Raw genomic sequence first — 25,303 nt, 5'->3', positions numbered from 1 at the left:
AGGCGTGTCCGTCCCCCGGACTGTTACGCCTCGCGCGACCCCTCGTACATCTCCTCGATCAGGTGCTTGAACTCACGCTCGACCACCGGCCGCTTCAGCTTCAGGCTCGGCGTGAGGTCACCGTGCTCCACGTCCAGATCCCTCGGCAGGATCCGGAACTTCTTGATCGTCTGCCAGCGCTGCAGCCCCTCGTTCAGGGTCTGCACGTACGTCTCGACCATGCGCGCGGTCTCGGCCGCGGCCAGCACCTGGCCGTACGTCTTGCCCTCCAGCCCGTTCTCCCCGGCCCAGACCATGATCGACGGCTCGTCCAGGGCGACCAGCGCGGAGCAGAAGTTCCGGTCGGCGCCGTGCACGACGATCGTCGACACGTACGGGCAGATCGCCTTGAACATGCCCTCGATCTCGGCCGGGGCGACGTACTTGCCGCCCGAGGTCTTGATCAGGTCCTTCTTGCGGTCCGTGATGCGCAGGTAACCGTCGGGGGACAGCTCGCCGATGTCGCCGGTGTGCAGCCAGCCGTCGGACTCCAGGACCTCGGCGGTCTTCTCCGGGTGCCCGTGGTAGCCCTGCATGATGCCGGGGCCGCGCAGCAGGACCTCGCCGTCGTCGGCGATGCGGACCTCGGTGCCGGGGAGCGGCTTGCCGACCGTGCCGGTGCGGTAGGCCTCGCCCGGGTTGACGAAGGAGGCCGCGCTGGACTCGGTGAGGCCGTAGCCCTCCAGGATGTGGATGCCCGCGCCGGAGAAGAAGTAGCCGATCTCGGGTGCCAGGGCGGACGCGCCGGAGACGGCGGCGCGCAGCCTGCCGCCGAAGGCCTCGCGGAGCTTGGAGTAGACGAGCGCATCGGCGATCTTGTGCTTGGCGGTGAGACCGAAGGGGGCGGTCTTGCGGCCGGTGCGCTTGAAGTTGTCCTGGGTGACCTTGGCGTACTCGCGGGCCACGCCGACCGACCACTGGAAGATCTTGTACTTGGCGCCGCCGCCGGCGCGGGCCTTGGCGGCCACGCCGTTGTAGACCTTCTCGAAGATGCGCGGGACGGCCGCCATGTACGTCGGCTGCACGATCGGCAGGTTCTCGATGATCTTGTCGATCCGGCCGTCGACGGCCGTCACGTGCCCGACCTCGATCTGGCCGGAGGTCAGCACCTTGCCGAAGACGTGGGCCAGCGGCAGCCACAGGTACTGGACGTCGTCCCTGCCGATCAGGCCGGTGGCGACCATGGCCTTGGCCATGTACGACCAGTTGTCGTGCGGCAGCCGTACGCCCTTGGGGCGGCCGGTGGTGCCCGAGGTGTAGATGAGCGTGGCGAGCTGGTCGGCGGTGATGGCCGCGATCCGCTCCTTGATCACCTCGGGGTGCTTGGCGAGGTAGGCCGCGCCGCGCTTCTCCAGGTCGGCGAGGGAGAGCACCCAGCCCTCGGGGTCGCCGTCGGCGGCGATCGCGTCGGCCTCTTCCAGGACCACGACGTGGGCGAGCTCCGGCAGGTCGGCGCGGCGCTCGCGGGCCTTCGCCAGCTGCTTGCCGTCCTCCGCGATGAGCACCCGGCTCTCGGAGTCCGAGAGGATGAAGGCGGACTCGTCCGCGTTGGTGCTGGGGTAGACCGTGGTGACGGCGCCGCCCGCGCACATCACGCCGAGGTCGGACAGGATCCACTCGACGCGGGTGTTGGAGGCGAGGGCGACCCGCTGCTCCGCCTGGATGCCGAGGTCGATCAGGCCTGCGGCGATGGCGAAGACCCGCTCGGCCGCCTGGCCCCAGCTGAGCGACTTCCAGTCGTCGGGGCCCTGGCCGTCGGCCGCGGGCACCGGGAACCGGTACGCCTCCGCATCGGGCGTCTTCGCGACGCGCTCAAGGAAGAGGGCCGCCACGGTGGGCGGGCGGTTCTCGATCAAGGTCTGTGTGTCGCTCACGGATGTCCTCCGGACCACGCGGCAGGGCCTGTCATTCAGGGGCGGGACTCAGGGCTTGTAACTGGCGAGTAACCATCGAGCAGTGATCAGAGTAGGGGCCCTCCGGCCGGTGCGTAAGAGCCCCCGAGCGGCCGATTCATAACGAAACAGGCCCCCGGGCATCGCCTCGGGGGCCTGGCTCGTACTCAACGCTACTGCCGGACTACTTCTTCTTGCCGCCGGAGTCGTCGCTGGACAGCACCGCGATGAAGGCCTCCTGCGGGACCTCCACGGAGCCGACCATCTTCATGCGCTTCTTGCCTTCCTTCTGCTTCTCCAGCAGCTTCCGCTTACGGGAGATGTCACCGCCGTAGCACTTGGCGAGGACGTCCTTGCGGATGGCGCGGATGGTCTCGCGGGCGATGACGCGGGAGCCGATCGCGGCCTGGATCGGCACCTCGAAGGCCTGCCGGGGGATGAGTTCGCGCAGCTTGGCGACGAGACGCACGCCATAGGCGTAGGCGGCGTCCTTGTGCGTCACGGCGGAGAAGGCGTCGACCTTGTCGCCGTGCAGCAGGATGTCGACCTTGACCAGGCTGCCGGACTGCTCGCCGGTGGGTTCGTAGTCGAGGGACGCGTAGCCGCGCGTCTTGGACTTCAGCTGGTCGAAGAAGTCGAAGACAATCTCTGCGAGCGGGAGGGTGTAGCGGATCTCGACGCGGTCCTCGGAGAGGTAGTCCATGCCGAGGAGGGTGCCGCGGCGGGTCTGGCAGAGCTCCATGATCGCGCCGATGAACTCGCTGGGCGCGAGGATCGTGGCCCGGACGACCGGCTCGAACACGTCCGAGATCTTGCCCTCGGGGAACTCGCTCGGGTTGGTGACGGTGACTTCCTTGCCGTCCTCCAGGACGACCCGGTAGACCACGTTGGGCGCGGTCGCGATCAGGTCGAGGCCGAACTCGCGCTCCAGGCGCTCGCGGACCACGTCGAGGTGGAGCAGGCCGAGGAAGCCGACGCGGAAGCCGAAGCCGAGCGCCGCCGAGGTCTCCGGCTCGTAGACGAGCGCGGCGTCGTTGAGCTGGAGCTTGTCCAGGGCCTCGCGCAGGTCCGGGTAGTCCGAGCCGTCGAGCGGGTACAGACCCGAGAAGACCATCGGGCGCGGGTCCTTGTAGCCGCCGAGGGCCTCGGTCGCGCCGTTGTGCAGGCTGGTGATCGTGTCACCGACCTTGGACTGACGGACGTCCTTCACGCCGGTGATGATGTAGCCCACCTCGCCGACGCCGATGCCGTCGGCCGGGGTCATCTCGGGCGAGGAGACACCGATCTCCAGCAGCTCGTGGGTGGCGCCCGTCGACATCATCCGGATGCGCTCGCGCTTGTTGAGCTGGCCGTCGACCACACGGACGTAGGTGACGACACCGCGGTACGAGTCGTAGACCGAGTCGAAGATCATGGCGCGGGCCGGGGCGTCCTTGACGCCGACCGGGGCCGGGACGGTGGCGACGACCTTGTCCAGCAGCGCGTCGACGCCCATGCCGGTCTTGGCCGAGACGCGCAGCACGTCGTCGGGGTCGCAGCCGACCAGGTTCGCGAGCTCCTCGGCGAACTTCTCCGGCTGGGCGGCCGGCAGGTCGATCTTGTTGAGGACCGGGACGATCGCGAGGTCGTTCTCCATCGCCAGGTACAGGTTGGCGAGGGTCTGCGCCTCGATGCCCTGGGCGGCGTCCACCAGCAGGATGGTGCCCTCGCACGCGGCGAGGGAGCGCGAGACCTCGTAGGTGAAGTCGACGTGCCCCGGGGTGTCGATCATGTTGAGGATGTGGGTCTTGCCCTGGCCCTCGCCCACCGTGGGAGCCCAGGGCAGCCGGACCGCCTGGGACTTGATCGTGATGCCGCGCTCACGCTCGATGTCCATGCGGTCGAGGTACTGGGCGCGCATCTGCCGCTGGTCGACCACACCGGTGAGCTGGAGCATCCGGTCGGCAAGGGTCGACTTGCCGTGGTCGATGTGCGCGATGATGCAGAAATTGCGGATCAGCGCCGGGTCGGTACGGCTCGGCTCGGGCACGTGGCTGGGGATCGCGGGCACGCAGTGTCCTGATTCTCGGTCGCAGTCGGAACGCGGAACGAAGTCTGAAGTCCTTCCATGGTCCCATGGACGGGGCAGTGCGCTCGGTTTGGGCCGCCAGGAGCGTGCCTGGTAGCCTGGGCAGCTGTGTCTCGTATGCCCTCTCAGCTGTCGGGGCACAATCCGAAGATCAAACTCTGAACCTGAAAAGGCTCTTTCGTGGCGAACATCAAGTCCCAGATCAAGCGGAACAAGACGAACGAGAAGGCGCGCCTGCGCAACAAGGCCGTCAAGTCCTCGCTCAAGACCGCGATCCGCAAGGCCCGCGAGGCCGTCCTCGCCGGTGACGTCGAGAAGGCCACCGTGGCTTCCCGCGCCGCCGCGCGTGCGCTCGACAAGGCTGTCTCGAAGGGTGTCATCCACAAGAACGCCGCCGCCAACAAGAAGTCGGCGCTGGCCTCCAAGGTTGCCACCCTCCAGGGCTGAGCTCTCGATGTGAATCGCCGGTAGGGATCCAGCGGGCCCTCTCATCCGCTCCTTCCCGGCACACCGCGCCGCACGCGGCCTGCGTTCGCCACGCGGGTGCGGCGCAAGCATCTTCATTGCAGTGACCGAAGGCCCCGGCCCCCACCCTTCCCCAGGGTGGCGGCCGGGGCCTTCGCGTTGCCGCTCGAAGGCGGCGGTGGCCGGACACCCCCTAGGGGCGGCGCTGGGGGCGGGCCGCGCGGGCGACCGCGACCACTGCCTTCTCCAGGGCGTACTCGGGGTCGCTGCCGCCGCCCTTCACTCCCGCGTCGGCCGCGGCCACGGCGCGCAGGGCGTCCGCGACCCCGTCCGCGGACCAGCCGCGCATCTGCTGGCGCACCCGGTCGATCTTCCACGGCGGCATGCCCAGGTCCCGGGCGAGGTCCCCGGGGCGGGCGCCGCGCGGGGCGGAGGCGAGCTTGCCGATCGCGCGCACCGCCTGGGCCAGCGCGCTGGTGATCTGGACGGGCGCCACCCCGGTGGCCAGGGACCAGCGCAGGGTTTCGAGGGCTTCCGCCGCCCGCCCCTCGACCGCCCGGTCGGCGACCGTGAAGCTGGAGGCCTCGGCACGGCCGGTGTAGTACCGGCCCACCACGGCCTCGTCGATCGTGCCCTCGACGTCCGCGCACAGCTGCGCCGCCGCACTGGCCAGCTCCCGCAGGTCGCTGCCGATCGCGTCCACCAGGTTCTGGCAGGCCTCCGGGGTCACCGAGCGCCCCAGGGTGCGGAACTCTCCGCGTACGAACGCCAGGCGGTCGGAGGCCTTGGTCATCTTCGGGCAGGCGACCTCCCGGGCGCCCGCCTTGCGTGCCGCGTCGAGCAGGCCCTTGCCCTTGACCCCGCCGGCGTGGACGAGGACGAGGATGATCTCCTCGTAGGGCGCGTCGAGGTAGGCCTTGACCTCCTTGACGGAGTCCGCGGACAGGTCCTGGGCGTTCCGCACGACCAGTACCTTGCGCTCGGAGAAGAGGGAGGGGCTCGTCAGCTCGGCGAGCGTGCCGGGCTGGAGCTGCTCGGAGGAGAGGTCGCGCACGTCCGTGTCGGCATCGGCGGCACGGGCGGCCGCCGTCACCTCCCGCACGGCACGGTCGAGCAGCAGGTCCTCCTGCCCCACCGCGAGGGTGATCGGGGCGAGCGGATCGTCGGTGGAGTTCTTCCTGGTGGCCATCGCCTCCAGCATCCCATGCCGCACCGACAGTCCACCGCCCTGCAGGCCCTCTCACCGGATACTCGAGAATGGTCGCGTGAACGTGCGACATGTACTCGTCCTGCCCGACCGCGACGCCGCCGAGGAGGTGGCGCAGGAAGTCGTCGACCGCTTCGGTCTGACGGAGGAGCCGCAATTGGTCCGCGACGCCCTGGCCGGCGAGGACGACGCCGAGGACGCCCAGTGGCTGGTGGTGGTCGAGGATCCGCGGGAACGGCTCGAGCCCAGCGAACTGGACGCCCTCGCCGACGAGTACGAGGGCTGGCTGGAGGCCCCGTAACCACCGGAGCCCCGCCAGGCCCGCCAGGCTCCGCGGGCCCCTCGGGTCGCCCGGGTCCCGCCGGTCGTTCAGGCCTTGTGGACGGCCTGGACGTCCAGCGTCACCTCCACGCTCGATCCGATCGCCGCGATCCCGTGCGCCAGCATGGACTGCCAGTTCAGGGTGAAGTCCTCGCGGTGCAGTTCCGCGCTGGCCCGGCAGGCGGCCCGCGGCTCGCCCTCCATGCCCGTGCCGAGGCCCAGGTACTGGGTGTCGAGGGTGACGGAGCGGCTCACCCCGTGGAGGGTGAGGGCACCCGCGACGGCCCAGCGGCTGCCGCTGCGGTGGATGAACCGTTCGCTGTAGAACTCCACCGTCGGGTAGCGGGCCGCGTCGAGGAAGTCCGCCGAGCGCAGGTGGTCGTCCCGCATCCGCAGTCCGGTGTCGATGCTCGCCGCGTCGATCCTCACGTGCATGGAGGAGTCCTCCATGCGCTCGGCTATCCGGACGGCCCCCGCGAACGTGTTGAACCGGCCGCGGATCCGAGCCATGCCGATGTGACGGGCCGTGAAGCCGATCGTCGAATGCGCGGGGTCGAGCTCCCAGTGGCCGGGCTGCGGCAGCAGCGGAGGTTCCACCACGTCGAGGACGATCTCCCCGGTGCCGGGCTGCGCGGTACCGCCCACCAGCGTCGCCCCGTGGAACGACGCGTACCCCTCGGCGGTGACGGAGAGCCGGTACTCCCCCTCCGGCACGGTCGCCGTGAAACCGCCGTACGGGTCGGTCTCGCCGCTCACGATCCGTCGGCCGATCGGGTCGGTGACCTCGAACTTCGCCTGCCGGATCGGCTGGTGGACGCTGTCGAGCACACGACAGCTGAGGAGACGCGCCGTCGGCGGCAGCGTCAGTGTCGCGGATGTGTTCGGGCTGGAACCCCCGGCCGTCTCCATCCCCCGTCGGCGACCGAACATGGCTGATGCACCCCCGTGCTGTGTGGACTGTGACCGTGCTGGCGAAGACGCATTCGATCATGCTGTCGGGTTGTGGGCAAACAGAGCGGTCGCGCCCGGTATGGCCGCGGCGGATCCGTCTGCGAATGGCCGGAAATGCGCGCAGCTGCGCGCCCGATCCGGTGACCGCCACGGAGCCGTCCGTGTCGGTGCGCAGCACCGTCGCCCCCGACTCCCTGAGCCTGGCCAGCGTGCGGGGCGCGGGGTGCCCGTAGCGGTTGCCGGCGCCGACCGGGACGATCGCGAGCCGCGGCCGGATCCGGTCCTGCAGTCCGGGGTCCTGGTGCGCGGACCCGTGGTGGGCCACCTTGAGGACGTCCACCGGGCCCAGCTCCGGATGGTCCGTCAGGAGCGCCTGCTGGGACGGCGGTTCCAGGTCGCCGAGCAGGAGCAGGGTCAGTCCCGCGCCGCGCACCAGCAGGGCCACGCTCGCGTCGTTGGGCCCCTCGGGCGGCGGTCCTGCCGCGGGCGGCCACAGCACCTGCCATTCCAGCGGCCCCGCCCGGCGCCGCTCCCCCGCCACCGCCCGCACGACGGGCACCCCCGCGGCGGCCGCCGTCCGCCGTACGAACTCGGCCTGTGCGGGCGGCTCTTCCAGCCCGGTGGTCTGGATCATCCCCACGGACCTGCCCCGCAGCACCCCGGCCAGGCCCGCCACGTGGTCGGCGTGGAAGTGCGTCAGCAACAGCATCGGCACCCGCCGGACCCCCAGGGCCCGCAGGCACGCGTCCACCGGTCCCGGCTCCGGACCGGCGTCCACCACCAGGGCCTCTCCGGGGCCCACGGCGAGCACGGCGGCGTCCCCCTGGCCCACGGCGCACTGGACGTAACTCCAGTCGGGCGGCGGCCAGCCCGTGACGGTACGGGTCAGCTGCGGCGGCCGCAGCACGGCCAGGACCAGCAGCAGCCCGAGGACGCAGACGAGCCCGCGCCGGCGGCCGAACCGCGCGGCCAGCGCCACGCCCGCGAGCGTCACCGCGGCCAGCAGCAGACCTCCGGCGAGCCCGCCCGGCCAGGGCAGCTCCGCCCCCGGCATCCGCTCCCCGGCCCGGGCCACGGCGGCGATCCACCCGGCGGGCACCCCCGCGCACCGGGCCAGCAGCTCCGCGGCGGGCATCGACAGCGGGGCCACGGCGAGGGTGGCGAAGCCGAGCACCGTCGCCGGACCGGCCGCCAGCTCGGCCAGCAGGTTGCACGGCACGGCCACCAGGCCGACCCGGGCCGACAGCACGGCGACCACCGGGGCGCACACCGCCTGGGCGGCAGCGGCGGCGGCCAGCGCCTCGGCGAGCCGCGGCGGCATCCCGCGCCGCTGCAGCGCCCCGCTCCACCGGGGTGCCAGGGTCAGCAGCGCCCCGGTGGCCAGGACGGAGAGCAGGAACCCGTAACCGCGGGCCAGCCACGGGTCGTACAGCACCAGCAGCAGGACGGCGGCGGCCAGCGCCGGCAGGAGGGACCTGCGCCGCCCCGTGGCGAGGGCCAGCAGCGTGACGCCCCCGCAGGCCGCGGCCCGCAGCACGCTCGGTTCCGGTCTGCACACCACCACGAACCCCAGCGTCAGCACCGCACCGCACACCGCGGTCCCCCGCAGCGAGAGCCCGAGCCGAGGCGCGAGCCCGCGCCGCTCGGCCCGCTGCGCGCCGGCCGGGGGGCCGATGAGCAGGAACAGCACCACCGTCAGGTTGGACCCCGAGACGGCGAGCAGGTGCAGCAGGTCGGTGGCCCTGAAGGCCTCCTGGAGGTCGGGCGGCACCCGCGAGGTGTCCCCGACGACCAGCCCCGGCAGCAGGGCCCGTGCATCCGCGGGAAGCGCCTCGCTGGCCTCCCGCAGCCCCGCCCGCAACCGCCCTGCGATCCGCTGCGCGGCATCCGGGCCGCCGGTCACCCGGGGCGGGGTGTCACCGGCCGGGCGCAGCACCGCCACGGACCGCTCCCCGCCCTTCGCCGGGGCCAGCCGGGCGACGACCTCCACCCTCGTGGAGGGCAGCAGCCGGGCCCATCCCGGATGCCCGGCGAGGACCCGCACGGGGGTCTCGACCCGGGTGCGCGCCCCGTCCGGCCCCGTCACCCGGGTCACCACCGCGTCCAGCACCACCATCGGCGGGCCGTTGCCGCCCCGGGAGACCTGCGGATCGGAACCGACCGTCAACTCCGCGAAGACGCGGGCGTGCTCCCGGGCCAGCCCTTCGACGGGCCCGGCCCGCGCCTCGGCCCGCTGGAGCCCGGCCACCCCGGCCCCCGCGGCTGCGCACAGCAGGGCGGCGGCCGCGGCCGGAGCCACCCCCCACCGCGGCCCCGCGCGCCGCTGGCCGGCGAGGACCAGCAGCCCCGCGCCGAGCACCCCCAGCACCCCCACCCCGGCGGCGGTCCACGCTCCCGGCACGCCCAGCGCCAGGGCAGCCGCTCCCCAGGCGGCGACGGCCGGCACCACGAGCCGCAGATCCGCCGGGCCGCCTCCCGCCGGCCCGCGTTCGACCGGGCCGTCTCCCGCCGGGCCCCGCCCCCCGGCGCGGCTCACGGCGCGGCTCACGGCGCGGCTCACGGCCGCACCAGGGCCCGCAGGTCGGCGAAGCGGCGTTCGCCGATGCCGTTGACCTGGCGGAGGTCCTCCACGGAGCGGAAGCCGCCGCGGGCGGTGCGGAAGTCCACGATGTGCTGTGCCAGCACCGGCCCCACCCCGGGCAGCCCGTCCAACTGGTCGACGGTGGCCGACCCCAGACTGATCGGCCCCGTGGGCGAGCCCCGGCCCGAGGCCGGTCCGGAGCCCGGACCCGATCCGGGCCCCGGGCCGGTGCCCGCCGCCTGGGGCGGCGCCGCAACGCCCACCAGAACCTGCTCGCCGTCCACCAGCACCCGGGCCCGGTTCAGCCCGGTGGTGTCCGCACCCGGCCGCACACCCCCGGCTGCGGCCAGTGCGTCCTCCACGCGCGAACCGGCGGGCAGCCGCCGCACTCCCGGATCCCGGACCTTCCCGCCGACGTCCACCACGATCCGCGCCCCGCCCCCCGCCGGAGCCGTGGCCGCCGCCGGAACCGCCGGGGCGACCACCGCCGGAGCGGTCACCGCACGCGGCCGGGCGGACCAGTACTGCTGCGCGGCGAAGCCGACGGCCGCCACCAGCACCACCGCGACGGCGCCCACCGTGCGCGGCTCCACCCCGCAGCGGGCCTGGAGCCACAACGGCAGCCGCTCCCGCACGGCCTGCCCGCGCAGGCCCGCCGGCCCCCGCACGGCCTCCTCGGGCAGCTCTGCGGGCTCCGGGGGCGGTGCCTCGGCCAGCGGCGGACCGCTGCCGCCCAGCAGGGTCTCCGCCCGGCGGCGCACCGCCTCCGGATCCGTGTCGGGAGTACGGGTCCGGCGGTACCGGCCGCGCCCGTACGCCGCCCCGCGGCGGTGGCGGACACGGCTGTCGGAGAGCGGGGAACGGCCCGGGCCGCCGGTGGCGCCCGAGTGATGCGGGATACGCGTGCGAAGAGTCATGCCCCGACCGTAGGGGCCCGCCCGGAATCCCGTTCGGAGCACTCAATTCCGGTGGACAGCAGACCCGTTGTGGATATCCGAGTCACCCGAACCGGTGATCAGCGGGGTTGCTCAGCCGGGTTGCTCAGCGGGGCGAGACGACCGCCGCCAGCAGCCCCGGCCCGGTGTGCGCGCCGATCACCGCGCCCACCTCGCTGACGTGCAGTTCGACCAGGCCCGGGATCCGCTCGCGCAGCCGCTGGGCGAGCTTGTCGGCCCGCTCCGGGGCCGCCAGGTGGTGCACCGCCACGTCGACGCTGCCCGACCCGGCGCGCTCGACCGCCAGCTCCTCCAGCCGCGCGATGGCCTTCGAGGCCGTACGCACCTTCTCCAGCATCTCGATCCGCCCGCTGTCCAGCGTCAGCAGCGGCTTCACCGCCAGCGCCGAGCCGAGGAGGGCCTGTGCGGCCCCGATCCGGCCGCCGCGCCGGAGGTAGTCGAGGGTGTCGACGTAGAAGTACGCCGCCATGTCCGCCGCCCGCTTCTCCGCGGCGGCCACGGCCTCGTCGACGGAACCGCCCGCCTCGGCGGCCTCGGCGGCGGCGAGCGCGCAGAAGCCGAGCGCCATCGCGACCATCCCGGTGTCGACGACGCGCACCGGCACGGGCGCGGATCGCGAGGCGACCACGGCCGCGTCGTAGGTTCCGGAGAACTCCGCGGACAGGTGCAGGCTGACGATGCCGGTCGCCCCCGCGTCGGCGGCCGCCCGGTAGGCCCGGACGAACTCCTCCGGGCTGGGGCGCGAGGTGGTGACCGAGCGGCGCTTCTGCAGGGCCTGGGCCAGGCTGCGCGCCGAGATCTCGGTGCCTTCCACCAGCGCCTCGCCGCCCACGACGACGGTGAGCGGGACGGAGGTGATTCCGTGCCGCGCCATGGCCGGTTGGGGCAGGTAGGCCGTGGAATCGGTGACGATGGCGACATGGCGGGACATGAGCCGGAGGTTACCGCCAGTGGGGGTGCGACGGCAGCCCGGACCCCCTGCCGGGGGGTGCGGCGGGCCTGCGGGTGCCCTGCCGGGGGTTTGCAGCGGGCCCGCGGGTGCCCTGCCGGGGGCCCGCGGAGTCCGCCGCCGCAGGTTCGCCCGCGGTGGCTCGCGCCGCCTTGCCGGGTTCGCGCTGCCCGTCGCGGGTTGGGCGGCCCCTGCCCTGTGCTTGCGCCGCCCCGCCTGTGCTTGCGCCGCCCCACCGGGGCCTGCGCCGCCCCTCCCTGCGGTGGTGCCGCCCCCGCCTGGGCCTGTGCCGCCCCTCCCTGGGCTTGTGCCGCTCTGCCTGGGGTGCCCGCCCCTGCCACGGGGCGGGCGGCCCCTGCCTGGGGTTGTGCGGCCTGGTGGGGGTTGGGGCGGCCCTGCGGGGCTTCTCCCCCACCCCGCCCCTTCCCGAAACTGGGGTCTCCGCCCCCAGCCCCCCGTAACCCCCGCCCGCCGGGACTCCGTCCCGGACCCGGAGCCCCACCTGGTCCACGGCCGCGAAGCCTCCGCCGCAGACCCGGCCAGGAGCCCGACTTCCGAGGCCCCGCCGGGGCCCGGCGGAGCTCCGCCCGCCAGTCCACCACCGTAACGGGGCTCCGCCTCAGACCCGTGGCGCTCCGCCCGAACCCACCACCGCCCCCTCGCCCCAGGCCTGCGCCTCAGACGCCGCCAGGCGCTCCGCCCGGTCCCGGGCCCTGCCCGGACCCGCCCGGCCCGTCGTCCTGAGGCTCCGCTTCAGGGCTCGCCCTCAGCCCCGCCGGGACCCCGCCCCGAACCCCGAACCCCGACAGTCCGGCGTCCGGCGTCCGGCGTCCGGCCTCGGTGTCGCGCCACCGGGATCTACGTCGTGCTCTCCGGCCTCCGTGTCTTCTGCCACGGGTACGGAGTCGCCGGCGGTGCCTGGTTCAGGGCCGCCGGAGTGGGGGCCGGGGCAGGGGGGTCGGGCTGGTGCTGGGCCGCGTCCCAGGCCGCCGCCGTCGCCGCCAGGTCGTCCACCGGCGGGCGGGACCAGTCCCGCAGCGCCCCGGACTCCACCTCGATCTGCTCCGAGAGCACGGACAGGTCGTCCTCCGCGAACCGCCGGGCCCGGTCGCGCGCCGCCCACCGCAGCGAGTCCGCGGCCTGGGTGATCTTCGTCGTGCGTTCCCGCAGGTCCGGCAGGAGATCCGCGATGCGCTTGCGGTCGGGCTCCTGCTCCAGCCGCTTCAGCTCGCCGTCCAGCTCGTGTCCGTGCGCGCTCAGCCGCTCGAACAGCCCGATCGACTCCTTGAGCGAGGCGTCCGCCCCGACCCCGTCGTACAGCGCCTGCTGCGTGGAGCGCATCGACGTCCGCAGGTCGATGCGCAGCTGCGCCAGCGCCGCCGTGACCCCGACCTGCCCCAGGCTCTTCGCCCGCAGGGTGGTGTCCTCGACCGTCCGCCGCGCCTGCGTGATCGTACGGTCCACACCGCGCTTCGCCGCCTGCACCACCTTGACGGTGACGTACGTCCCCAGGCCCAGGAAGGTGAAAAGCACCATCAGCGCGAAGATGATCAACGCGGCCTCCATGAGCGTCCCTTCCCCGGTCCCCGCAGTTGTTTTCCGTCCCCTCCACCGTAAACGCCACGGGCAGGTTGGGGGTTCCATTCGAACCCCCAACCTGCCCGTACGGGATCTCCCCCATAGGGAGGGCCGGTCAGATGACGATGTTCACCAGCTTCGGCGCGCGCACGATCACCTTGCGGATCTCCGCGCCCGCCAGCGCCGCGACGACGCCCTCATCGGTGACGGCCAGCTTCTCCAGGTCCGCCTCCGAGATCGTCGGCGGCACCTCCAGGCGCGCCTTGACCTTGCCCTTGACCTGCACCACGCACGTGACGGTCTCGTCCACCACGTACGCCGGGTCCGCGACCGGGAAGTCCTGGTGGACGACCGACTCGCCGTGGCCCAGGCGCTGCCACAGCTCCTCCGCGATGTGCGGGGCCAGCGGGGCGATCAGCAGGACCAGCCGCTCCGCGACCGAGCGCTCCAGCGGGCGGCCGGCCTTGGTCAGGAAGTTGTTCAGCTCGGTGATCTTGGCGATGGCGGTGTTGAAGCGCAGCCCCGCCATGTCCGAGCCGGCCCCGTCGATCGCCTTGTGCAGGGCGCGCAGCGTGTCCTCGCCCGGCTCGGCGTCGACGACGGTGACGGCGCCCGTCGACTCGTCGACGATGTTGCGCCACAGACGCTGCAGCAGCCGGTACTGGCCGACGACGGCGCGGGTGTCCCACGGACGCGAGACGTCCAGCGGGCCCATCGCCATCTCGTACAGGCGCAGCGTGTCGGCGCCGTACTCCTCGCAGATCTCGTCGGGCGTGACGGCGTTCTTCAGGGACTTGCCCATCTTGCCGTGCTCGCGCTTGACCGGCCGGCCCTCGTAGAAGTAGCCGCCGTCGCGCTCCTCCACCTCGGCGGCGGGCACGTAGACGCCGCGCGCGTCGGTGTAGGCGTACGCCTGGATCATGCCCTGGTTGAACAGCTTGTGGAACGGCTCCGCCGAGGAGACGTGCCCCAGGTCGAACAGGACCTTGGACCAGAAGCGCGCGTACAGCAGGTGCAGCACCGCGTGCTCGGCGCCGCCCACGTACAGGTCGACGCCGCCGTGCGGCGCGCCCTCGCGCGGACCCATCCAGTACTGCTCGATCTCCGGGTCGACCAGCGCCGAATCGTTGTGCGGGTCCAGGTAGCGCAGCTCGTACCAGCAGGAACCGGCCCAGTTCGGCATGGTGTTGGTCTCGCGGCGGTACGACTTCACGCCGTCGCCCAGGTCCAGCTCGACGTTGACCCACGACTCGTTGCGGGACAGCGGGGTCTCCGGCTTGGAGGCGGCGTCGTCCGGCTCGAAGGTGCGCGGCGAGTAGTCCTCGACCTCGGGCAGTTCCAGCGGCAGCATCGATTCGGGCAGCGAGTGCGCGACGCCGTCCTCGTCGTAGACGATCGGGAAGGGCTCGCCCCAGTAGCGCTGACGGCTGAACAGCCAGTCGCGCAGGCGGAAGTTGACCGTGCCCTCGCCGATGCCGCGCTCGGACAGCCAGTCGGTGATCGCGGCCTTCGCCTCGACGACGCCCATGCCGTCCAGGGAGATGTCCTCGTTCGCGGAGTTGATCAGCTTGGCCTCGTAGGAGGCGAAGGCGTCGTCCCACTCGGCCGGGTCGGTGCCGCGGCCGTCGGAGGGCTGCACGACGCACCGCATCGGCAGCTCGAAGGCGCGCGCGAACTCGAAGTCACGGCCGTCGTGCGCCGGGACGGCCATGATCGCGCCGGTGCCGTAGCCCATCAGCACGTAGTCGGCGATGAAGACGGGGACCTTCTCGCCGCTGACCGGGTTGACCGCGTACTCGCCGGTGAAGACGCCGGTCTTCTCCTTGGCGTCGGCCTGCCGCTCGACGTCCGACTTGGCGGCGGAGAAGGCGCGGTACGCGGCCACGGCCTCGGCCGGGGTGGCGTGCCCGCCGGTCCACACCTCGTGGGTGCCCTCGGGCCAGGCGGCCGGGATGAACTTGTCGACCAGCGGGTGCTCGGGCGCCAGCACCATGTAGGTGGCGCCGAACAGCGTGTCCTGACGGGTGGTGAAGACGGTGATCGCGTCGTCGCCCAGGGCGAAGTCGACGCGGGCGCCCTCGCTGCGGCCGATCCAGTTCCGCTGCTGCAGCTTGATGGCCTCGGGCCAGTCCAGCCCGTCCAGGTCGTCCAGCAGCCGGTCGGCGTACGCGGTGATCCGCATGTTCCACTGGCTCAGCCGGGACTTGAAGACGGGGAAGTTGCCGCGCTCGGACCGGCCGTCGGCGGTGACCTCCTCGTTGGCCAGTACGGTGCCCAGCCCGGGGCACCAGTTCACGGGCGCGTCCGAGGAGTACGCCAGGCGGTACTCGTTCAGCACGTCGGCCCGCTCGCTCGCGGTCAGCCCGGCCCAGGCGCGGCCGCCGGGGACCTCACGGGAGCCGTCCTCGAAGGCGGCGACCAGCTCGGTGATCGGGCGGGCCTTCTTCGCGTCGGCGTCGTAGAAGGAGTTGTAGATCTGCAGGAAGATCCACTGGGTCCACTTGTAGTAGTCCGGGTCGATCGTCGCGAAGGACCGGCGCTTGTCGTGGCCCAGGCCCAGGCGGCGCAGCTGGACCTTCATGTTCTCGATGTTCGCCTCGGTCGACACGCGCGGGTGCGTGCCGGTCTGCACGGCGTACTGCTCGGCCGGCAGGCCGAAGGCGTCGAAGCCCAGGGTGTGCAGGACGTTGTGGCCGGTCATCCGCTGGTGGCGGGCGAAGACGTCGGTGGCGATGTACCCGAGCGGGTGACCGACGTGCAGGCCCGCACCGGAGGGGTACGGGAACATGTCCATGATGAACTTCTTGGGCCGCGCGACGACCGCGGCAGCCTTTGAAGACTCGGTACCGGCCAGGTCGCCGGTCGGGTTCGGGGCCTCGTACGTGCCCTGCGCGTCCCATACGTCCTGCCAGCGTGCCTCGATGTCGGCGGCCATGGCAGCCGTGTAACGGTGCGCCTCGGCCGCCTCGGGGGCCGGGGTGTTCGTCTCGCTCATGATTCCTGAAGCTCCATCGATCGTCTCTGCCGTCTCTGCCTGCCCAAACGAAAAAGCCCCTCGCACAGGAGGGGACGCCGCGCCGATGCCGACCGTCTCGTGGGTCGGCGCTGATCAGCGCGGCTCGGTAAGCAGAAGGCGTACGGCACGCATGGCGTCAGGGTACCGCAGGGCCCGCGGCGGACGCTCGGACGTTCCACACGTCGACACGCGCGGGCACACGCCGACACGCCGGCCGGCCGCTCCGATCGACCCGTCGGCACAACGAGAAGCGGGCCACCCGATCCGGGTGGCCCGCTTCTTCACTGTGGAGCTAAGGAGAATTGAACTCCTGACCTCCTGCATGCCATGCAGGCGCTCTACCAACTGAGCTATAGCCCCTTGCCCTGCTTGCCGCTTCGGTTTCCCTTGCCGGTTCCCCTTGGCGACGTCCCAAACATTACACGGTCATGGCCCTGGTCCAAAAATCGGTTTCCATCGACCAAGCGCCATGCCCGATTTGACCCGTCTCGTCACGCTCTTGCGAACTGGTAGAACCGCTTGAGCGTGCAGTGCTCGTCGAGCAGACGGCCGTAGATCGGCTCGCCCTCCAGCTCGCGGTACCTCTCGATCGGGTCGCCTTTTATGATCAGCGCCCGCGCGCACTCCTCGCACCAGTACTGGTAGTCGGGGTTGACCGGCTCCATGTCCCGCACGATCGGCGTGCCGTTGTTGCACCAGTCGCACCGCCGCCGGTGTGATCCCATCCGTCAGCGACTCCCTCCCGCATCGGGCCGTCGACTCCCCCTCCGGCCGTCCGATTCTGCCACGCCGGTGCGCGGCTGGTCAGTAAGCGCAAAGGGTACAAAAACAAGGATCCCGCCCCCTGTTGGGGACGGGATCCTGATTGTGGAGCTAAGGAGAATTGAACTCCTGACCTCCTGCATGCCATGCAGGCGCTCTACCAACTGAGCTATAGCCCCGCTCTCCGCTGCGCTTCCCCCCGTTTCCGGTGTTCTTCGCTGCGAACAAGAAGAACTCTAGCCTGTGACCAGCCGGAAAGTGAAATCCGGGTCGGAGCCCGGTCGGGAAGCGGCAGGGAGCCGCTCAGTCGTCGTCGCCGAGCACCGGTTCCGGCAGGGTGCCGGCGTTGTGCTCCAGCAGACGCCAGCCGCGTGCGCCCTCGCCGAGGACGGACCAGCAGCAGTTGGAGAGCCCGCCCAGGCTCTCCCAGTGGTTCGAGTCCAGACCCAGCAGCCGGCCGATGGTCGTGCGGATGGTGCCGCCGTGGCTGACCACGACGAGCGTGCCGCCCTGCGGCAGCCCGTCGGCGTGCTCGAGCACCACCGGCGCGGCGCGGTCGGCGACCTCGGTCTCCAACTCCCCGCCGCCGCGGCGCACCGGCTCGCCGCGCTTCCACGCCGAGTACTGCTCGCCGTACTTCTCGAGGATCTCGTCGTGCGTGAGGCCCTGCCACTCACCGGCGTACGTCTCGCGCAGCGCCTCGGTGCGCGCCACGGACAGGCCCGTGACGGCGGACAGCTCGGCGGCCGTGGCCGATGCCCGCTTGAGGTCGGAGGCCACGATGGCGTCCGGCTTCAGCGAGGCGAGCAGCCGGGCGGCGCGGCGCGCCTGCGCCACACCCGTCTCGGTCAGCTCGATGTCCGTGGAGCCCTGGAAGCGGCGCTCCAGGTTCCACGAGGTCTGGCCGTGCCGCCAGAGGACGATCTTGCGGCCTGTCCTGCCCGTTTCGGTCGTGCTCAGAACAGATCACCGTCCAGGTCGTCGTCACCGGCGGCCTCGCGCAGCTTGGCGTGCTCCTCGGCCTTGCCGATGGTGAGCTTGGCGTCCTCGGGCAGCTCGATCTCGGGGCAGTCCTTCCACAGGCGCTCCAGCGCGTAGAAGACCCGCTCCTCGCTGTGCTGGACGTGGACGACGATGTCGACGTAGTCGAGCAGGATCCAGCGGGCGTCGCGGTCGCCCTCGCGGCGCACCGGCTTGGCGCCGAGCTCCTTGAGGAGGCGCTCCTCGATCTCGTCCACGATCGACTTGACCTGGCGGTCGTTGGGGGCCGAGGCGAGCAGGAAGGCGTCGGTGATCGACAGCACGTCGCTGACGTCGTAGGCGATGATGTCGTGCGCGAGCCGGTCGGCCGCCGCCTGGGCGGCGGTGGTGATGAGCTCGATGGAGCGGTCCGTGGCGGTCACTGGCCATGCTTTCGGGTTGGCGGGCAGATCCATACAAGGGTCTCACGTACCGCCGTCACCGCCCGCGCGGAACGTTCCGCGCGGGCGCAGCCTGCCCCGCAGCCCTGGTCAGGACGGCTTGTAGTCCTTGCCCAGGATCACCACGACATCGGCGTTCACCGTGTTCTCGGCCTTCTTCACGACCGTCTCCGGCAGCCCCAGCGTCTTGGCGACGTCGAGCGCCCGGTCCTTCGTCGCGTCGTCCTGGTAGGTGATCTGCGAGGTGGCGGCCGTCTTGTCGGCCTTGCCGCCGTCCACGAAGGTGTAGCCGCCGTTCAGCAGCGCCGCCTTCGCCGCGACCTGCGTCTTGTCGTCGCCGGTGGCGTCCTTGAGGCCGACGCGCGGGGCCGCTCCGGGCTGGGCCGCGGAGACGGTGCCGCCCAGGACCTCCTTGACCACCTTCTTGTTGGCGTCGTCGGTGAGGGTGCCGTCCGCCTTCAGCCCGAGCAGGTCGGTGCGGTAGGCACCCACCTTGGCGTGGGCGCCGAGCCGGGAGAGCAGGGCTCCGAGCGTCTGGGCGTTCAGGCCGGGGTCGAGGATCTGGCCCATGCTCTCGACGGTGACGGCCGCGGCCTTCGGGTCGCTCGGGACCTTGCGCAGGACCGCGTGGAGCACCTTGCCCATGCGTTCCAGCGGCTTGGTCTCCGGCTCTCCCTGGGCGCGGTACGTGGCGTACGCGACGGCCATGGGGCCGCTCAGGCTCTGCTTCTGGCCCTGGGCCACGGCCGGGGCCTTGGCCGCGTCATCCGCGGGGACCGCGGTGTCGGTGTCGACCTCGATGCCGCCGACCAGTTCGACGAGGTTCTCCAGGAAGGGGGTGTCCAGCCGCCAGGTGCCGCCGATGTGGGTGCCGAGCACCGAGTCGAGGGCCTCGCGGGTGCCGAGGCCGCCCTCTTCGACGGCCTTGCCGAGCGGCGTGGTCGTCCCGTCCTGGCCGGGGACGCCGAGGGTGTTCGGCAGCAGGACGGTGGCGCCCTGCTTGGTGGTGACGTTGTCGACGAGCAGCGCGGAGGCGGTGCCGCCCTTCTTGGTGTTGTGCAGGTGCACGACGATCATGTCGCGCTTCTGCGCCCCGGCGTCGGCGGTCGCCGCGTTCTTCTTCTCCCCCGGGCCGTCGAGGAAGGGCAGCTTGCCCGCGTACCAGAGGTAGCCGAGACCGGCGACGACGAAGACGGCGAGGACGACGATCAGGGCCACCACCCGGTTGCGGCCGCGGCGCCGGGCCTCCTCACGGCGCTCGGTCCGGCTCTCGGTGAACTTCAGCCAGTCGATGACGTCGTCGGACTCCTCGTCCGGCTGGTCGATGAAGGCGAACATCTCGGTGCGGTAGTCCCGCCCCGCCTCGGACCCGCCCTCGGACTCGGACCGGGGGCGGCGCGGCTCGGGGACCTGGACGGCCGGGCGCTCGGCGGGGGCCGGCGGGGCCTGGGGCGCGGGGGGCTCCGGAGCGGCCTGCTGCGGGATCCACTGCTGGGCAGCCTGCGTGTCGTACCCGTAGCCGGGGGCCTGCTGGTACTCCTGCCCGCCGTACTCCTGGGCGGGCTGCTGCTGCTGCGGGTAGTACTGCTGCCCGTCGTAGCCCTGGTAGCCGTAGCCCTGCTGCTCGTACGTGTCGTACTGCTGCTCGTACCGGGGGGCCTGCGGGGGCTGCTGGGCGGGGCGCGCGGGCGCCTGGCCGTACACCGGCCGCCCGTACGGGTCGTAGCCGATGAGCTGCTGCTCCTGGGCGACACCGTACGGGTCGTACGGATCCTGTCGGTCGTTCACCGCGGGGCCCCTCTCTCCGGAAGCTCAGGCTCCCCGGTACAGCTCACGCTTGTCGATGTAGCGCACCACACCGTCGGGCACCAGGTACCAGACGGGATCCCCCTGGGCCACTCTCGCACGGCAGTCGGTGGAGGAAATCGCCAGCGCGGGGACCTCGACGAGCGAGACGCCGCCCTCGGGCAGTCCGTCGTCGGTGAGCACGTGGCCCGGCCGGGTCACTCCGATGAAATGGGCGAGCGAGAACAGCTCGTCGGCGTTGCGCCAGGTCAGGATCTGGGCGAGCGCGTCGGCACCGGTGATGAAGAACAGGTCGGCATCGTCGTTCAGCGCCTTCAGGTCGCGCAGGGTGTCGATCGTGTACGTCGGCCCGCCGCGGTCGATGTCGATGCGGCTCACCGAGAACTGGGGGTTCGACGCGGTGGCGATGACCGTCATCAGGTAGCGGTCCTCGGCGGGCGAAACGGCACGCTGGGACTTCTGCCACGGCTCGCCCGTCGGTACGAACACCACCTCGTCGAGGTGGAAAAGGGCGGCCACCTCACTGGCGGCCACCAGGTGTCCGTGGTGGATCGGGTCGAATGTCCCGCCCATCACGCCGAGCCGGCGCTTGACCGGGCCCGTAGGCACTTCCTGCTCTCCCATGAGCGCAGAGCCTACTGGCCCGGCGGACGCACCGGAGCGGCCTAGCGGTCGCGGTTGAGGCGGGTGGTCACCCAGAGCATGAGCAGCAGGATGCCGAGGGCTGCGCCGCCCGTCAGGTAAGGGCTGAGGCTGTCGTGGTTGCCGCCGTGCTGCTCGACCTCCTCCGAGGCGAGGACGACCAGGTTGTGGGCGGTGGAGGCGAGGCTCATCAGGCAGGTACCTATCGGGTCGGGGAGCGGGCGGAGACTTCGCTCACATCGTATGCGGGGGCCCGGGGCACGCTCACGCCGACTCAGGCGTTGGAGAGGATGGACGCAACGCCAGTCAGGTCGACCCAGGGGAGGGCGCAATGACGGAGACAGGGATCGGACAGTCACCGGCGAGGAACCGCAGGAGGTTTCCCGGCATCTCGTCGCGGGCGTACGAGCACCCGGCGGACCGCTCGGCGCTGGTGGCGCTGCGCAAGCTGAGCGGCTTCGACACGGCCTTCAAGGCCCTGAGCGCGCTGCTGCCCGAGCGGAGCCTGCGGCTGCTGTTCCTGTCGGATTCGGTCCGGGTGGGCGAGACGCAGTTCCCCCACCTGTACGCGATGCTCCGCGATGCCTGCTACATCCTGGACCTGGAGAAGGTCCCGCAGATGTACGTCCAGCAGGACCCGAGGCCCAATGCCATGTGCATCGGGCTCGACGAGCCGATCATCGTGGTGACCACGGGCCTGGTCGAGCTGCTCGACGAGGAGGAGATGCGGGCGGTCGTGGGCCACGAGGTGGGCCATGCGCTGTCCGGTCACTCCGTGTACCGCACGATCCTGCTCTTCCTGACGAACCTGGCGCTGAAGGTGGCGTGGATCCCGCTGGGCAATGTGGCGATCACGGCGCTGGTGACCGGTCTGCGGGAGTGGTTCCGCAAGTCCGAGCTCTCGGCCGACCGCGCCGGGCTGCTGGTGGGACAGGACGTGCAGGCCTCGATGCGGGGGCTGATGAAGATCGCGGGCGGCAACCACCTCCACGAGATGAACGTGGACGCGTTCCTCGCCCAGGCCGAGGAGTACGAGGCGGGCGGCGACCTGCGCGACTCCGTGCTGAAGATCCTCAACATGCTGCCGCGCACGCACCCCTTCACCACGGTCCGGGCGGCCGAGCTGAAGAAGTGGTCCGAGCACCGCGACTTCCAGCGGATCATGGACGGCCACTACCCGCGGCGGGAGGACGACAAGGACACCTCGGTGACCGACTCCTTCCGGCAGTCCGCCTCGCACTACGCCGACTCGGTGCGCACCAGCAAGGATCCGCTGATGAAGCTGGTCGGCGACCTCGCCGGCGGCGCGAACGACCTGGGCGGCAAGCTGCGCGAGAAGTTCGCCGCGGCCGCCGGGGGCGGATCGTCCGCGGGTGCGGCCGGCGGGTCCGCCGGGGCCAAGGGGGCCGGCGGCAAGGAGGCAGGCGGCAAGGACGAGCCCGGGGCTACGGACCGGGGCTGACCTGGGTGGCCGCCGGGGGCGAGGGCTGTGCCAGTACGCCGCACAGCCCGGCGGAGCGCCTCGGACGGCCGCTGGCGTACGGGTCGCTGGCGGCCGGTCCCACCGTGGTGGGGCCGGCTCCGGCCAGGACCGGGCGGAAACCGGCCGCCGGGTCCTGGGAGCAGTCCTGCGGCCCGGCCATCACGTAGGCCGAGAGCAGCTCCGCCCGGCGGGCGGTGAGGTCCTCCCGGTCGAAGCGCAGCCGCAGCTCGCGCCGGACGGTGAAGAGCGAGGCACCGTCGACGGCAGCCGGTGCCCCGGTGGCGGGCCGTACGGCGTAGACGAAGGTGTGGTCGGTGGTGACCTCCAGGACGTCGGGGGCCACCTCCTCGAAGGCGAGGGTTCCGCTCACGCGGACCCGGGAGTCGGCCACGACGGCGGTGCCCGGGTCGAAGCGGACCAGCCAGCCGGTGGCCGCGTGCCGGCCGTCGCCGGAGGGCGAGCTCATGCTGCGGTCGAACTGGCTCAGCTGGTCGGGGTCGAGGAGCACCCGTACGGGCCGGGAGGCGGCCCCGGACAGGATGTCCGGGTCCAGTGAGGACTGCACGAGGTAGTCCTTGGCGACGGACAGCGCGGAGACGACCTCGCTCTCGGTGAAGTGCTGCGTGCGGCGCACGGCCGGGAGGGTGATTCCGGCCGCCCCGACGCGGTAGTCGGCCGCGGGGCTGCTCGCGTAGAGGTCCACCGGGCGGCCGCCGGGCACGGCCGTCGTGGGCGCGAGCGGGACGACGGTGCTGCTGAGGGCCGCCGCGGTCGCGCCGGGCGGCGGGACGTACGGATTGCGCAGCCCCATGTAGACGGCGGCCGCGAAGGCGCAGGCGATGAGCAGCACGAGCAGCATGCCCTGCCGGGCGCCCCTGCCGGGCGTGCCGGTGCCTGAGGCGGAGCCGCCGCCCGACCAGATGGAGCGGCTGCGCACGGCCCGTGCGTGTTCGCCCATGCGTTCCTGGGCGGAGTACTCCTGGAGCCGTGCCGCCCGCACGAAGTCCTCGTCGAACACCACCGAGCGGTATTCGTCCGCGCGCAACTCGTCGTCGCCCCCGCCCATGCCGTCGGGGGTGCCGTCGGGTGGATCTCCTGGAACGGCCATCGCTTCTCCCGCTGTCCCCGCTTCAGAGAAGCCCCCGGCTCCGTCGCATGCGAGTGGGGTCGTACCTTCAGGGTTGGCGGCCGGAGGGGTACGTAAACGCGCCGACGCCCGTGACTTCCTTGAGCGGGGTGCTGGCGGGTGCCGGAGCGGGGTCCGCCTCGCCCGAGGCGCTGCGGTACACGGCGCTGAAGGCGAGCGCGATCATGCCGAGGCCCATCACGAAGGCGAGCACCCAGGCGACCGGGCGGAGCCAGGGCGAGCGGCCGCGGTACGGGCGCAGACTGCCGCCGTAGGCGCCGTACGGGCCGTCGTAGTGGAACCGGCCCCGCTCGTCGTCCCAGCCGTGCTCGTCGTCGTACCCGTCGGGCCGGCCGTAGCCGTAGCCGTCGTAGTCGTCGTCGCCCGTCCAGCCGCCGGCGACGGCTCGGGCCGCTTCGGCCTCCGCACGCGCCCGGTCGGCCGCCCGCTGGCGCTCGGCGGCACTCGGCTCATGAATCTCGGCGTTCCGGACGAAGGCCTCGTCGAACACCACGGAGGCGAAGTCCTGATCCGCGCCTCCGCGGTCGTCGTCGGGCTCCCCGTCGTCCGGGAACGGCTTGCCCCCCACGTCGTCCGGCACGGGACCAGCGTAGACCTGGGGGGCTGCTTTGGGCAGGGTGTCCGCCGAAATCCGGCCACACCGTGTCCGCCGGACGGTTACCGGATGTGACCGTCGCCGGTGACGATGTACTTGGTGGAGGTGAGCTCCGGAAGGCCCATGGGGCCCCGGGCGTGCAGCTTCTGCGTGGAGATGCCGATCTCGGCGCCGAAGCCGAACTGGCCACCGTCGGTGAACCGGGTGGAGGCATTCACGGCAACCGTGGTCGAGTCGACCAGCTGGGTGAAGCGGCGCGCGGCGGCCTGCGAGGTGGTGACGATCGCCTCGGTGTGGCCGGAGGTCCAGCGGCGGATGTGGGAGACGGCGTCGTCGAGGGAGTCCACGACGGCGGCGGCGATGTCGTAGGAGAGGTATTCGGCGGCCCAGTCCTCGTCGGTGGCCGGCAGGGTCTTCGCCTTGGAGTTCCCTGCGGCGGCGAGGACGCGGTCGTCCGCGTGCACGGTCACCCCCGCGTCGGCGAGGGCGTCCAGGGCGCGCGGCAGGAAGGCGTCGGCGATGTCGCGGTGCACGAGGAGGGTCTCGGCGGCGTTGCAGACGGAGGGCCGCTGGGCCTTGGAGTTGATGAGGATGTCCACGGCCATGTCCAGGTCGGCCTGGGCGTCCACGTAGACGTGGCAGTTGCCGGTACCGGTCTCGATGACCGGGACGGTGGACTCCTCGACGACGGTCTTGATGAGGGAGGCGCCGCCGCGCGGGATGAGCACGTCGACGAGGCCGCGGGCGCGCATCAGCTCGCGGACGGAGTCGCGGGACTCGCCGGGGACGAGCTGGACCGCGTCGGCGGGCAGGCCGGCGCTCTCGACGGCGTCCCGGAGGATGCCGACGAGGGCGGTGTTGGAGGCGTAGGCGGAGGAGGAGCCGCGCAGCAGGACCGCGTTGCCGGACTTGAGGCAGAGCGCGGCGGCGTCGACGGTGACGTTGGGGCGGGCCTCGTAGATGATGCCGACGACGCCGAGCGGGACGCGGATCTGGCGGAGGTCGATGCCGTTGGGGAGGGTGCTGCCGCGGACGACCTCGCCGACGGGGTCGGGCAGGGCCGCGACGTCGCGCACGTCGGAGGCGATGGCCGCGACGCGCTCCGGGGTGAGGGTGAGGCGGTCGATCACCGTCTCGCTGGTGCCGGCGGCGCGGGCCTTGTCCGTGTCGACGGCGTTGGCGGCGATGATCTCGGCCGTACGGGCCTCCAGCGCGTCCGCGATCGCCAGCAGGGCCGCGTCCTTGGCGGACCGCGGGAGTGGGGCGATCGTGGCGGCGGCCGTGCGGGCCGCTGCCGCGGTGGCGAGGACGGGCGAGGTGGCGGTGGCGTCGTCGAGCGAGGTCATGCCGCCCAGGGTAATCCCCGGGCAGCCCCCGCCGACGGCGCTTCCACCCCCCGAGACGATCTCCGCCGCCGGGCCTGG

The 25,303-nt window shown here is 72.2% G+C and carries 20 protein-coding genes, 2 tRNA genes and 1 pseudogene; 3 read left to right on the top strand and 20 right to left on the bottom strand.

Features of this window, described 5'->3' with window-relative positions; translation table 11 throughout:
* Positions 1-23: 23 nt before the first annotated feature.
* On the bottom strand, positions 24-1,913 hold the full coding sequence (locus ACIGFK_RS22720; protein ID WP_376662276.1) for an AMP-dependent synthetase/ligase: 1,890 nt from the start codon (positions 1,911-1,913) through the stop codon (positions 24-26).
* A gap of 202 nt (positions 1,914-2,115) precedes the next feature.
* The gene (gene lepA / locus ACIGFK_RS22715; protein WP_376662277.1) at positions 2,116-3,981 is read right to left on the bottom strand and encodes a translation elongation factor 4; all 1,866 of its coding nucleotides are present in this window, start codon (positions 3,979-3,981) and stop codon (positions 2,116-2,118) included.
* A gap of 198 nt (positions 3,982-4,179) precedes the next feature.
* Between lepA and rpsT the strand changes: the two genes are divergently transcribed.
* The gene (gene rpsT / locus ACIGFK_RS22710; protein ID WP_266788134.1) at positions 4,180-4,446 is read left to right on the top strand and encodes a 30S ribosomal protein S20; all 267 of its coding nucleotides are present in this window, start codon (positions 4,180-4,182) and stop codon (positions 4,444-4,446) included.
* A gap of 211 nt (positions 4,447-4,657) precedes the next feature.
* Here the strand turns inward: rpsT and holA are convergent, their stop codons facing one another.
* Positions 4,658-5,653: a DNA polymerase III subunit delta gene (gene holA / locus ACIGFK_RS22705; protein ID WP_376661366.1), complete on the bottom strand. Its 996-nt coding sequence runs from the start codon at positions 5,651-5,653 to the stop codon at positions 4,658-4,660.
* 76 nt (positions 5,654-5,729) lie between these two features.
* On the opposite strand from holA, the gene ACIGFK_RS22700 reads away from it, so the two are divergent.
* Positions 5,730-5,972, top strand: a complete 243-nt coding sequence (locus tag ACIGFK_RS22700) for a hypothetical protein (RefSeq protein WP_376661367.1) — start codon at positions 5,730-5,732, stop codon at positions 5,970-5,972.
* Between the two features lie 68 nt (positions 5,973-6,040).
* On the opposite strand, the gene ACIGFK_RS22695 is transcribed toward ACIGFK_RS22700, so the two are convergent.
* From ACIGFK_RS22695 to ACIGFK_RS22630, 14 genes and pseudogenes are all read right to left on the bottom strand, one after another.
* Positions 6,041-6,922 (bottom strand): YceI family protein, encoded by an 882-nt coding sequence (locus ACIGFK_RS22695; protein WP_386466785.1) that lies wholly within the window; start codon positions 6,920-6,922, stop codon positions 6,041-6,043.
* Between the two features lie 136 nt (positions 6,923-7,058).
* Positions 7,059-9,479: pseudogene (locus tag ACIGFK_RS22690) on the bottom strand (ComEC/Rec2 family competence protein); the annotation flags it as partial.
* Positions 9,480-9,499: 20 nt separating this feature from the next.
* Complete coding sequence (locus ACIGFK_RS22685; protein ID WP_400053320.1) at positions 9,500-10,441, bottom strand: helix-hairpin-helix domain-containing protein; 942 nt, start codon at positions 10,439-10,441, stop codon at positions 9,500-9,502.
* 124 nt (positions 10,442-10,565) lie between these two features.
* Complete coding sequence (locus ACIGFK_RS22680) at positions 10,566-11,411, bottom strand: DegV family protein (RefSeq protein ID WP_376661370.1); 846 nt, start codon at positions 11,409-11,411, stop codon at positions 10,566-10,568.
* 876 nt (positions 11,412-12,287) lie between these two features.
* Positions 12,288-12,995 carry a hypothetical protein gene (locus ACIGFK_RS22675; protein WP_376661371.1) on the bottom strand — a complete coding sequence of 236 codons (708 nt, stop codon included), beginning with the start codon at positions 12,993-12,995 and terminating at the stop codon, positions 12,288-12,290.
* A 127-nt stretch (positions 12,996-13,122) separates the two neighbouring features.
* Positions 13,123-16,002 carry a leucine--tRNA ligase gene (leuS, locus tag ACIGFK_RS22670; protein ID WP_376661372.1) on the bottom strand — a complete coding sequence of 960 codons (2,880 nt, stop codon included), beginning with the start codon at positions 16,000-16,002 and terminating at the stop codon, positions 13,123-13,125.
* 308 nt (positions 16,003-16,310) lie between these two features.
* Positions 16,311-16,383, bottom strand: a tRNA-Ala gene (locus ACIGFK_RS22665).
* 131 nt (positions 16,384-16,514) lie between these two features.
* On the bottom strand, positions 16,515-16,748 hold the full coding sequence (locus tag ACIGFK_RS22660) for a hypothetical protein (RefSeq protein WP_351311816.1): 234 nt from the start codon (positions 16,746-16,748) through the stop codon (positions 16,515-16,517).
* A gap of 143 nt (positions 16,749-16,891) precedes the next feature.
* A tRNA-Ala gene (locus ACIGFK_RS22655) sits at positions 16,892-16,964 on the bottom strand.
* Positions 16,965-17,088: 124 nt separating this feature from the next.
* The gene (locus ACIGFK_RS22650) at positions 17,089-17,745 is read right to left on the bottom strand and encodes a histidine phosphatase family protein (RefSeq protein WP_376660710.1); all 657 of its coding nucleotides are present in this window, start codon (positions 17,743-17,745) and stop codon (positions 17,089-17,091) included.
* Positions 17,742-18,188: a ribosome silencing factor gene (rsfS, locus tag ACIGFK_RS22645; protein WP_328925687.1), complete on the bottom strand. Its 447-nt coding sequence runs from the start codon at positions 18,186-18,188 to the stop codon at positions 17,742-17,744. Before rsfS ends, ACIGFK_RS22650 begins: the two co-directional genes overlap by 4 nt.
* A gap of 108 nt (positions 18,189-18,296) precedes the next feature.
* Positions 18,297-19,994 carry an LCP family protein gene (locus ACIGFK_RS22640; RefSeq protein ID WP_386466790.1) on the bottom strand — a complete coding sequence of 566 codons (1,698 nt, stop codon included), beginning with the start codon at positions 19,992-19,994 and terminating at the stop codon, positions 18,297-18,299.
* Positions 19,995-20,018: 24 nt separating this feature from the next.
* Positions 20,019-20,636: a nicotinate-nucleotide adenylyltransferase gene (gene nadD, locus ACIGFK_RS22635; protein ID WP_365172146.1), complete on the bottom strand. Its 618-nt coding sequence runs from the start codon at positions 20,634-20,636 to the stop codon at positions 20,019-20,021.
* A 41-nt stretch (positions 20,637-20,677) separates the two neighbouring features.
* Complete coding sequence (locus ACIGFK_RS22630; RefSeq protein WP_376660699.1) at positions 20,678-20,845, bottom strand: hypothetical protein; 168 nt, start codon at positions 20,843-20,845, stop codon at positions 20,678-20,680.
* Between the two features lie 140 nt (positions 20,846-20,985).
* Between ACIGFK_RS22630 and ACIGFK_RS22625 the strand changes: the two genes are divergently transcribed.
* Positions 20,986-22,116 carry a M48 family metallopeptidase gene (locus tag ACIGFK_RS22625; protein ID WP_400053315.1) on the top strand — a complete coding sequence of 377 codons (1,131 nt, stop codon included), beginning with the start codon at positions 20,986-20,988 and terminating at the stop codon, positions 22,114-22,116.
* On the opposite strand, the gene ACIGFK_RS22620 is transcribed toward ACIGFK_RS22625, so the two are convergent.
* The 3 genes from ACIGFK_RS22620 to ACIGFK_RS22610 all read right to left on the bottom strand — a co-directional run bounded on the left by ACIGFK_RS22620 (position 22,100) and on the right by ACIGFK_RS22610 (position 25,225).
* On the bottom strand, positions 22,100-23,245 hold the full coding sequence (locus ACIGFK_RS22620; protein ID WP_376660701.1) for a hypothetical protein: 1,146 nt from the start codon (positions 23,243-23,245) through the stop codon (positions 22,100-22,102). The genes ACIGFK_RS22625 and ACIGFK_RS22620 overlap by 17 nt on opposite strands.
* 67 nt (positions 23,246-23,312) lie before the next feature.
* Entirely contained in the window at positions 23,313-23,864 is a 552-nt protein-coding gene (locus tag ACIGFK_RS22615; protein ID WP_376660702.1) for a hypothetical protein, read from the bottom strand.
* Positions 23,865-23,941: 77 nt separating this feature from the next.
* Positions 23,942-25,225 carry a glutamate-5-semialdehyde dehydrogenase gene (locus ACIGFK_RS22610; RefSeq protein WP_376660703.1) on the bottom strand — a complete coding sequence of 428 codons (1,284 nt, stop codon included), beginning with the start codon at positions 25,223-25,225 and terminating at the stop codon, positions 23,942-23,944.
* Positions 25,226-25,303 lie beyond the last annotated feature (78 nt).

The organism is Streptomyces sp. NPDC085524 (genome assembly GCF_044541755.1).
Classification (GTDB): domain Bacteria; phylum Actinomycetota; class Actinomycetes; order Streptomycetales; family Streptomycetaceae; genus Streptomyces.
This window is presented reverse-complemented; position numbering and strand designations above follow the sequence as displayed.

Excerpts from the sequence above, each read along its gene's own strand:
- ACIGFK_RS22625 (WP_400053315.1), top strand. The coding sequence starts at position 20,986 with ATGACGGAGACAGGGATCGGACAGTCACCGGCGAGGAACCGCAGGAGG.
- ACIGFK_RS22675 (WP_376661371.1), bottom strand. The coding sequence starts at position 12,995 with ATGGAGGCCGCGTTGATCATCTTCGCGCTGATGGTGCTTTTCACCTTC.
- ACIGFK_RS22610 (WP_376660703.1), bottom strand. The coding sequence starts at position 25,225 with ATGACCTCGCTCGACGACGCCACCGCCACCTCGCCCGTCCTCGCCACC.
- ACIGFK_RS22685 (WP_400053320.1), bottom strand. The coding sequence starts at position 10,441 with ATGACTCTTCGCACGCGTATCCCGCATCACTCGGGCGCCACCGGCGGC.
- ACIGFK_RS22660 (WP_351311816.1), bottom strand. The coding sequence starts at position 16,748 with ATGGGATCACACCGGCGGCGGTGCGACTGGTGCAACAACGGCACGCCG.
- ACIGFK_RS22680 (WP_376661370.1), bottom strand. The coding sequence starts at position 11,411 with ATGTCCCGCCATGTCGCCATCGTCACCGATTCCACGGCCTACCTGCCC.
- holA (WP_376661366.1), bottom strand. The coding sequence starts at position 5,653 with ATGGCCACCAGGAAGAACTCCACCGACGATCCGCTCGCCCCGATCACC.
- ACIGFK_RS22630 (WP_376660699.1), bottom strand. The coding sequence starts at position 20,845 with ATGAGCCTCGCCTCCACCGCCCACAACCTGGTCGTCCTCGCCTCGGAG.
- leuS (WP_376661372.1), bottom strand. The coding sequence starts at position 16,002 with ATGAGCGAGACGAACACCCCGGCCCCCGAGGCGGCCGAGGCGCACCGT.
- ACIGFK_RS22695 (WP_386466785.1), bottom strand. The coding sequence starts at position 6,922 with ATGTTCGGTCGCCGACGGGGGATGGAGACGGCCGGGGGTTCCAGCCCG.
- nadD (WP_365172146.1), bottom strand. The coding sequence starts at position 20,636 with ATGGGAGAGCAGGAAGTGCCTACGGGCCCGGTCAAGCGCCGGCTCGGC.
- ACIGFK_RS22620 (WP_376660701.1), bottom strand. The coding sequence starts at position 23,245 with ATGGCCGTTCCAGGAGATCCACCCGACGGCACCCCCGACGGCATGGGC.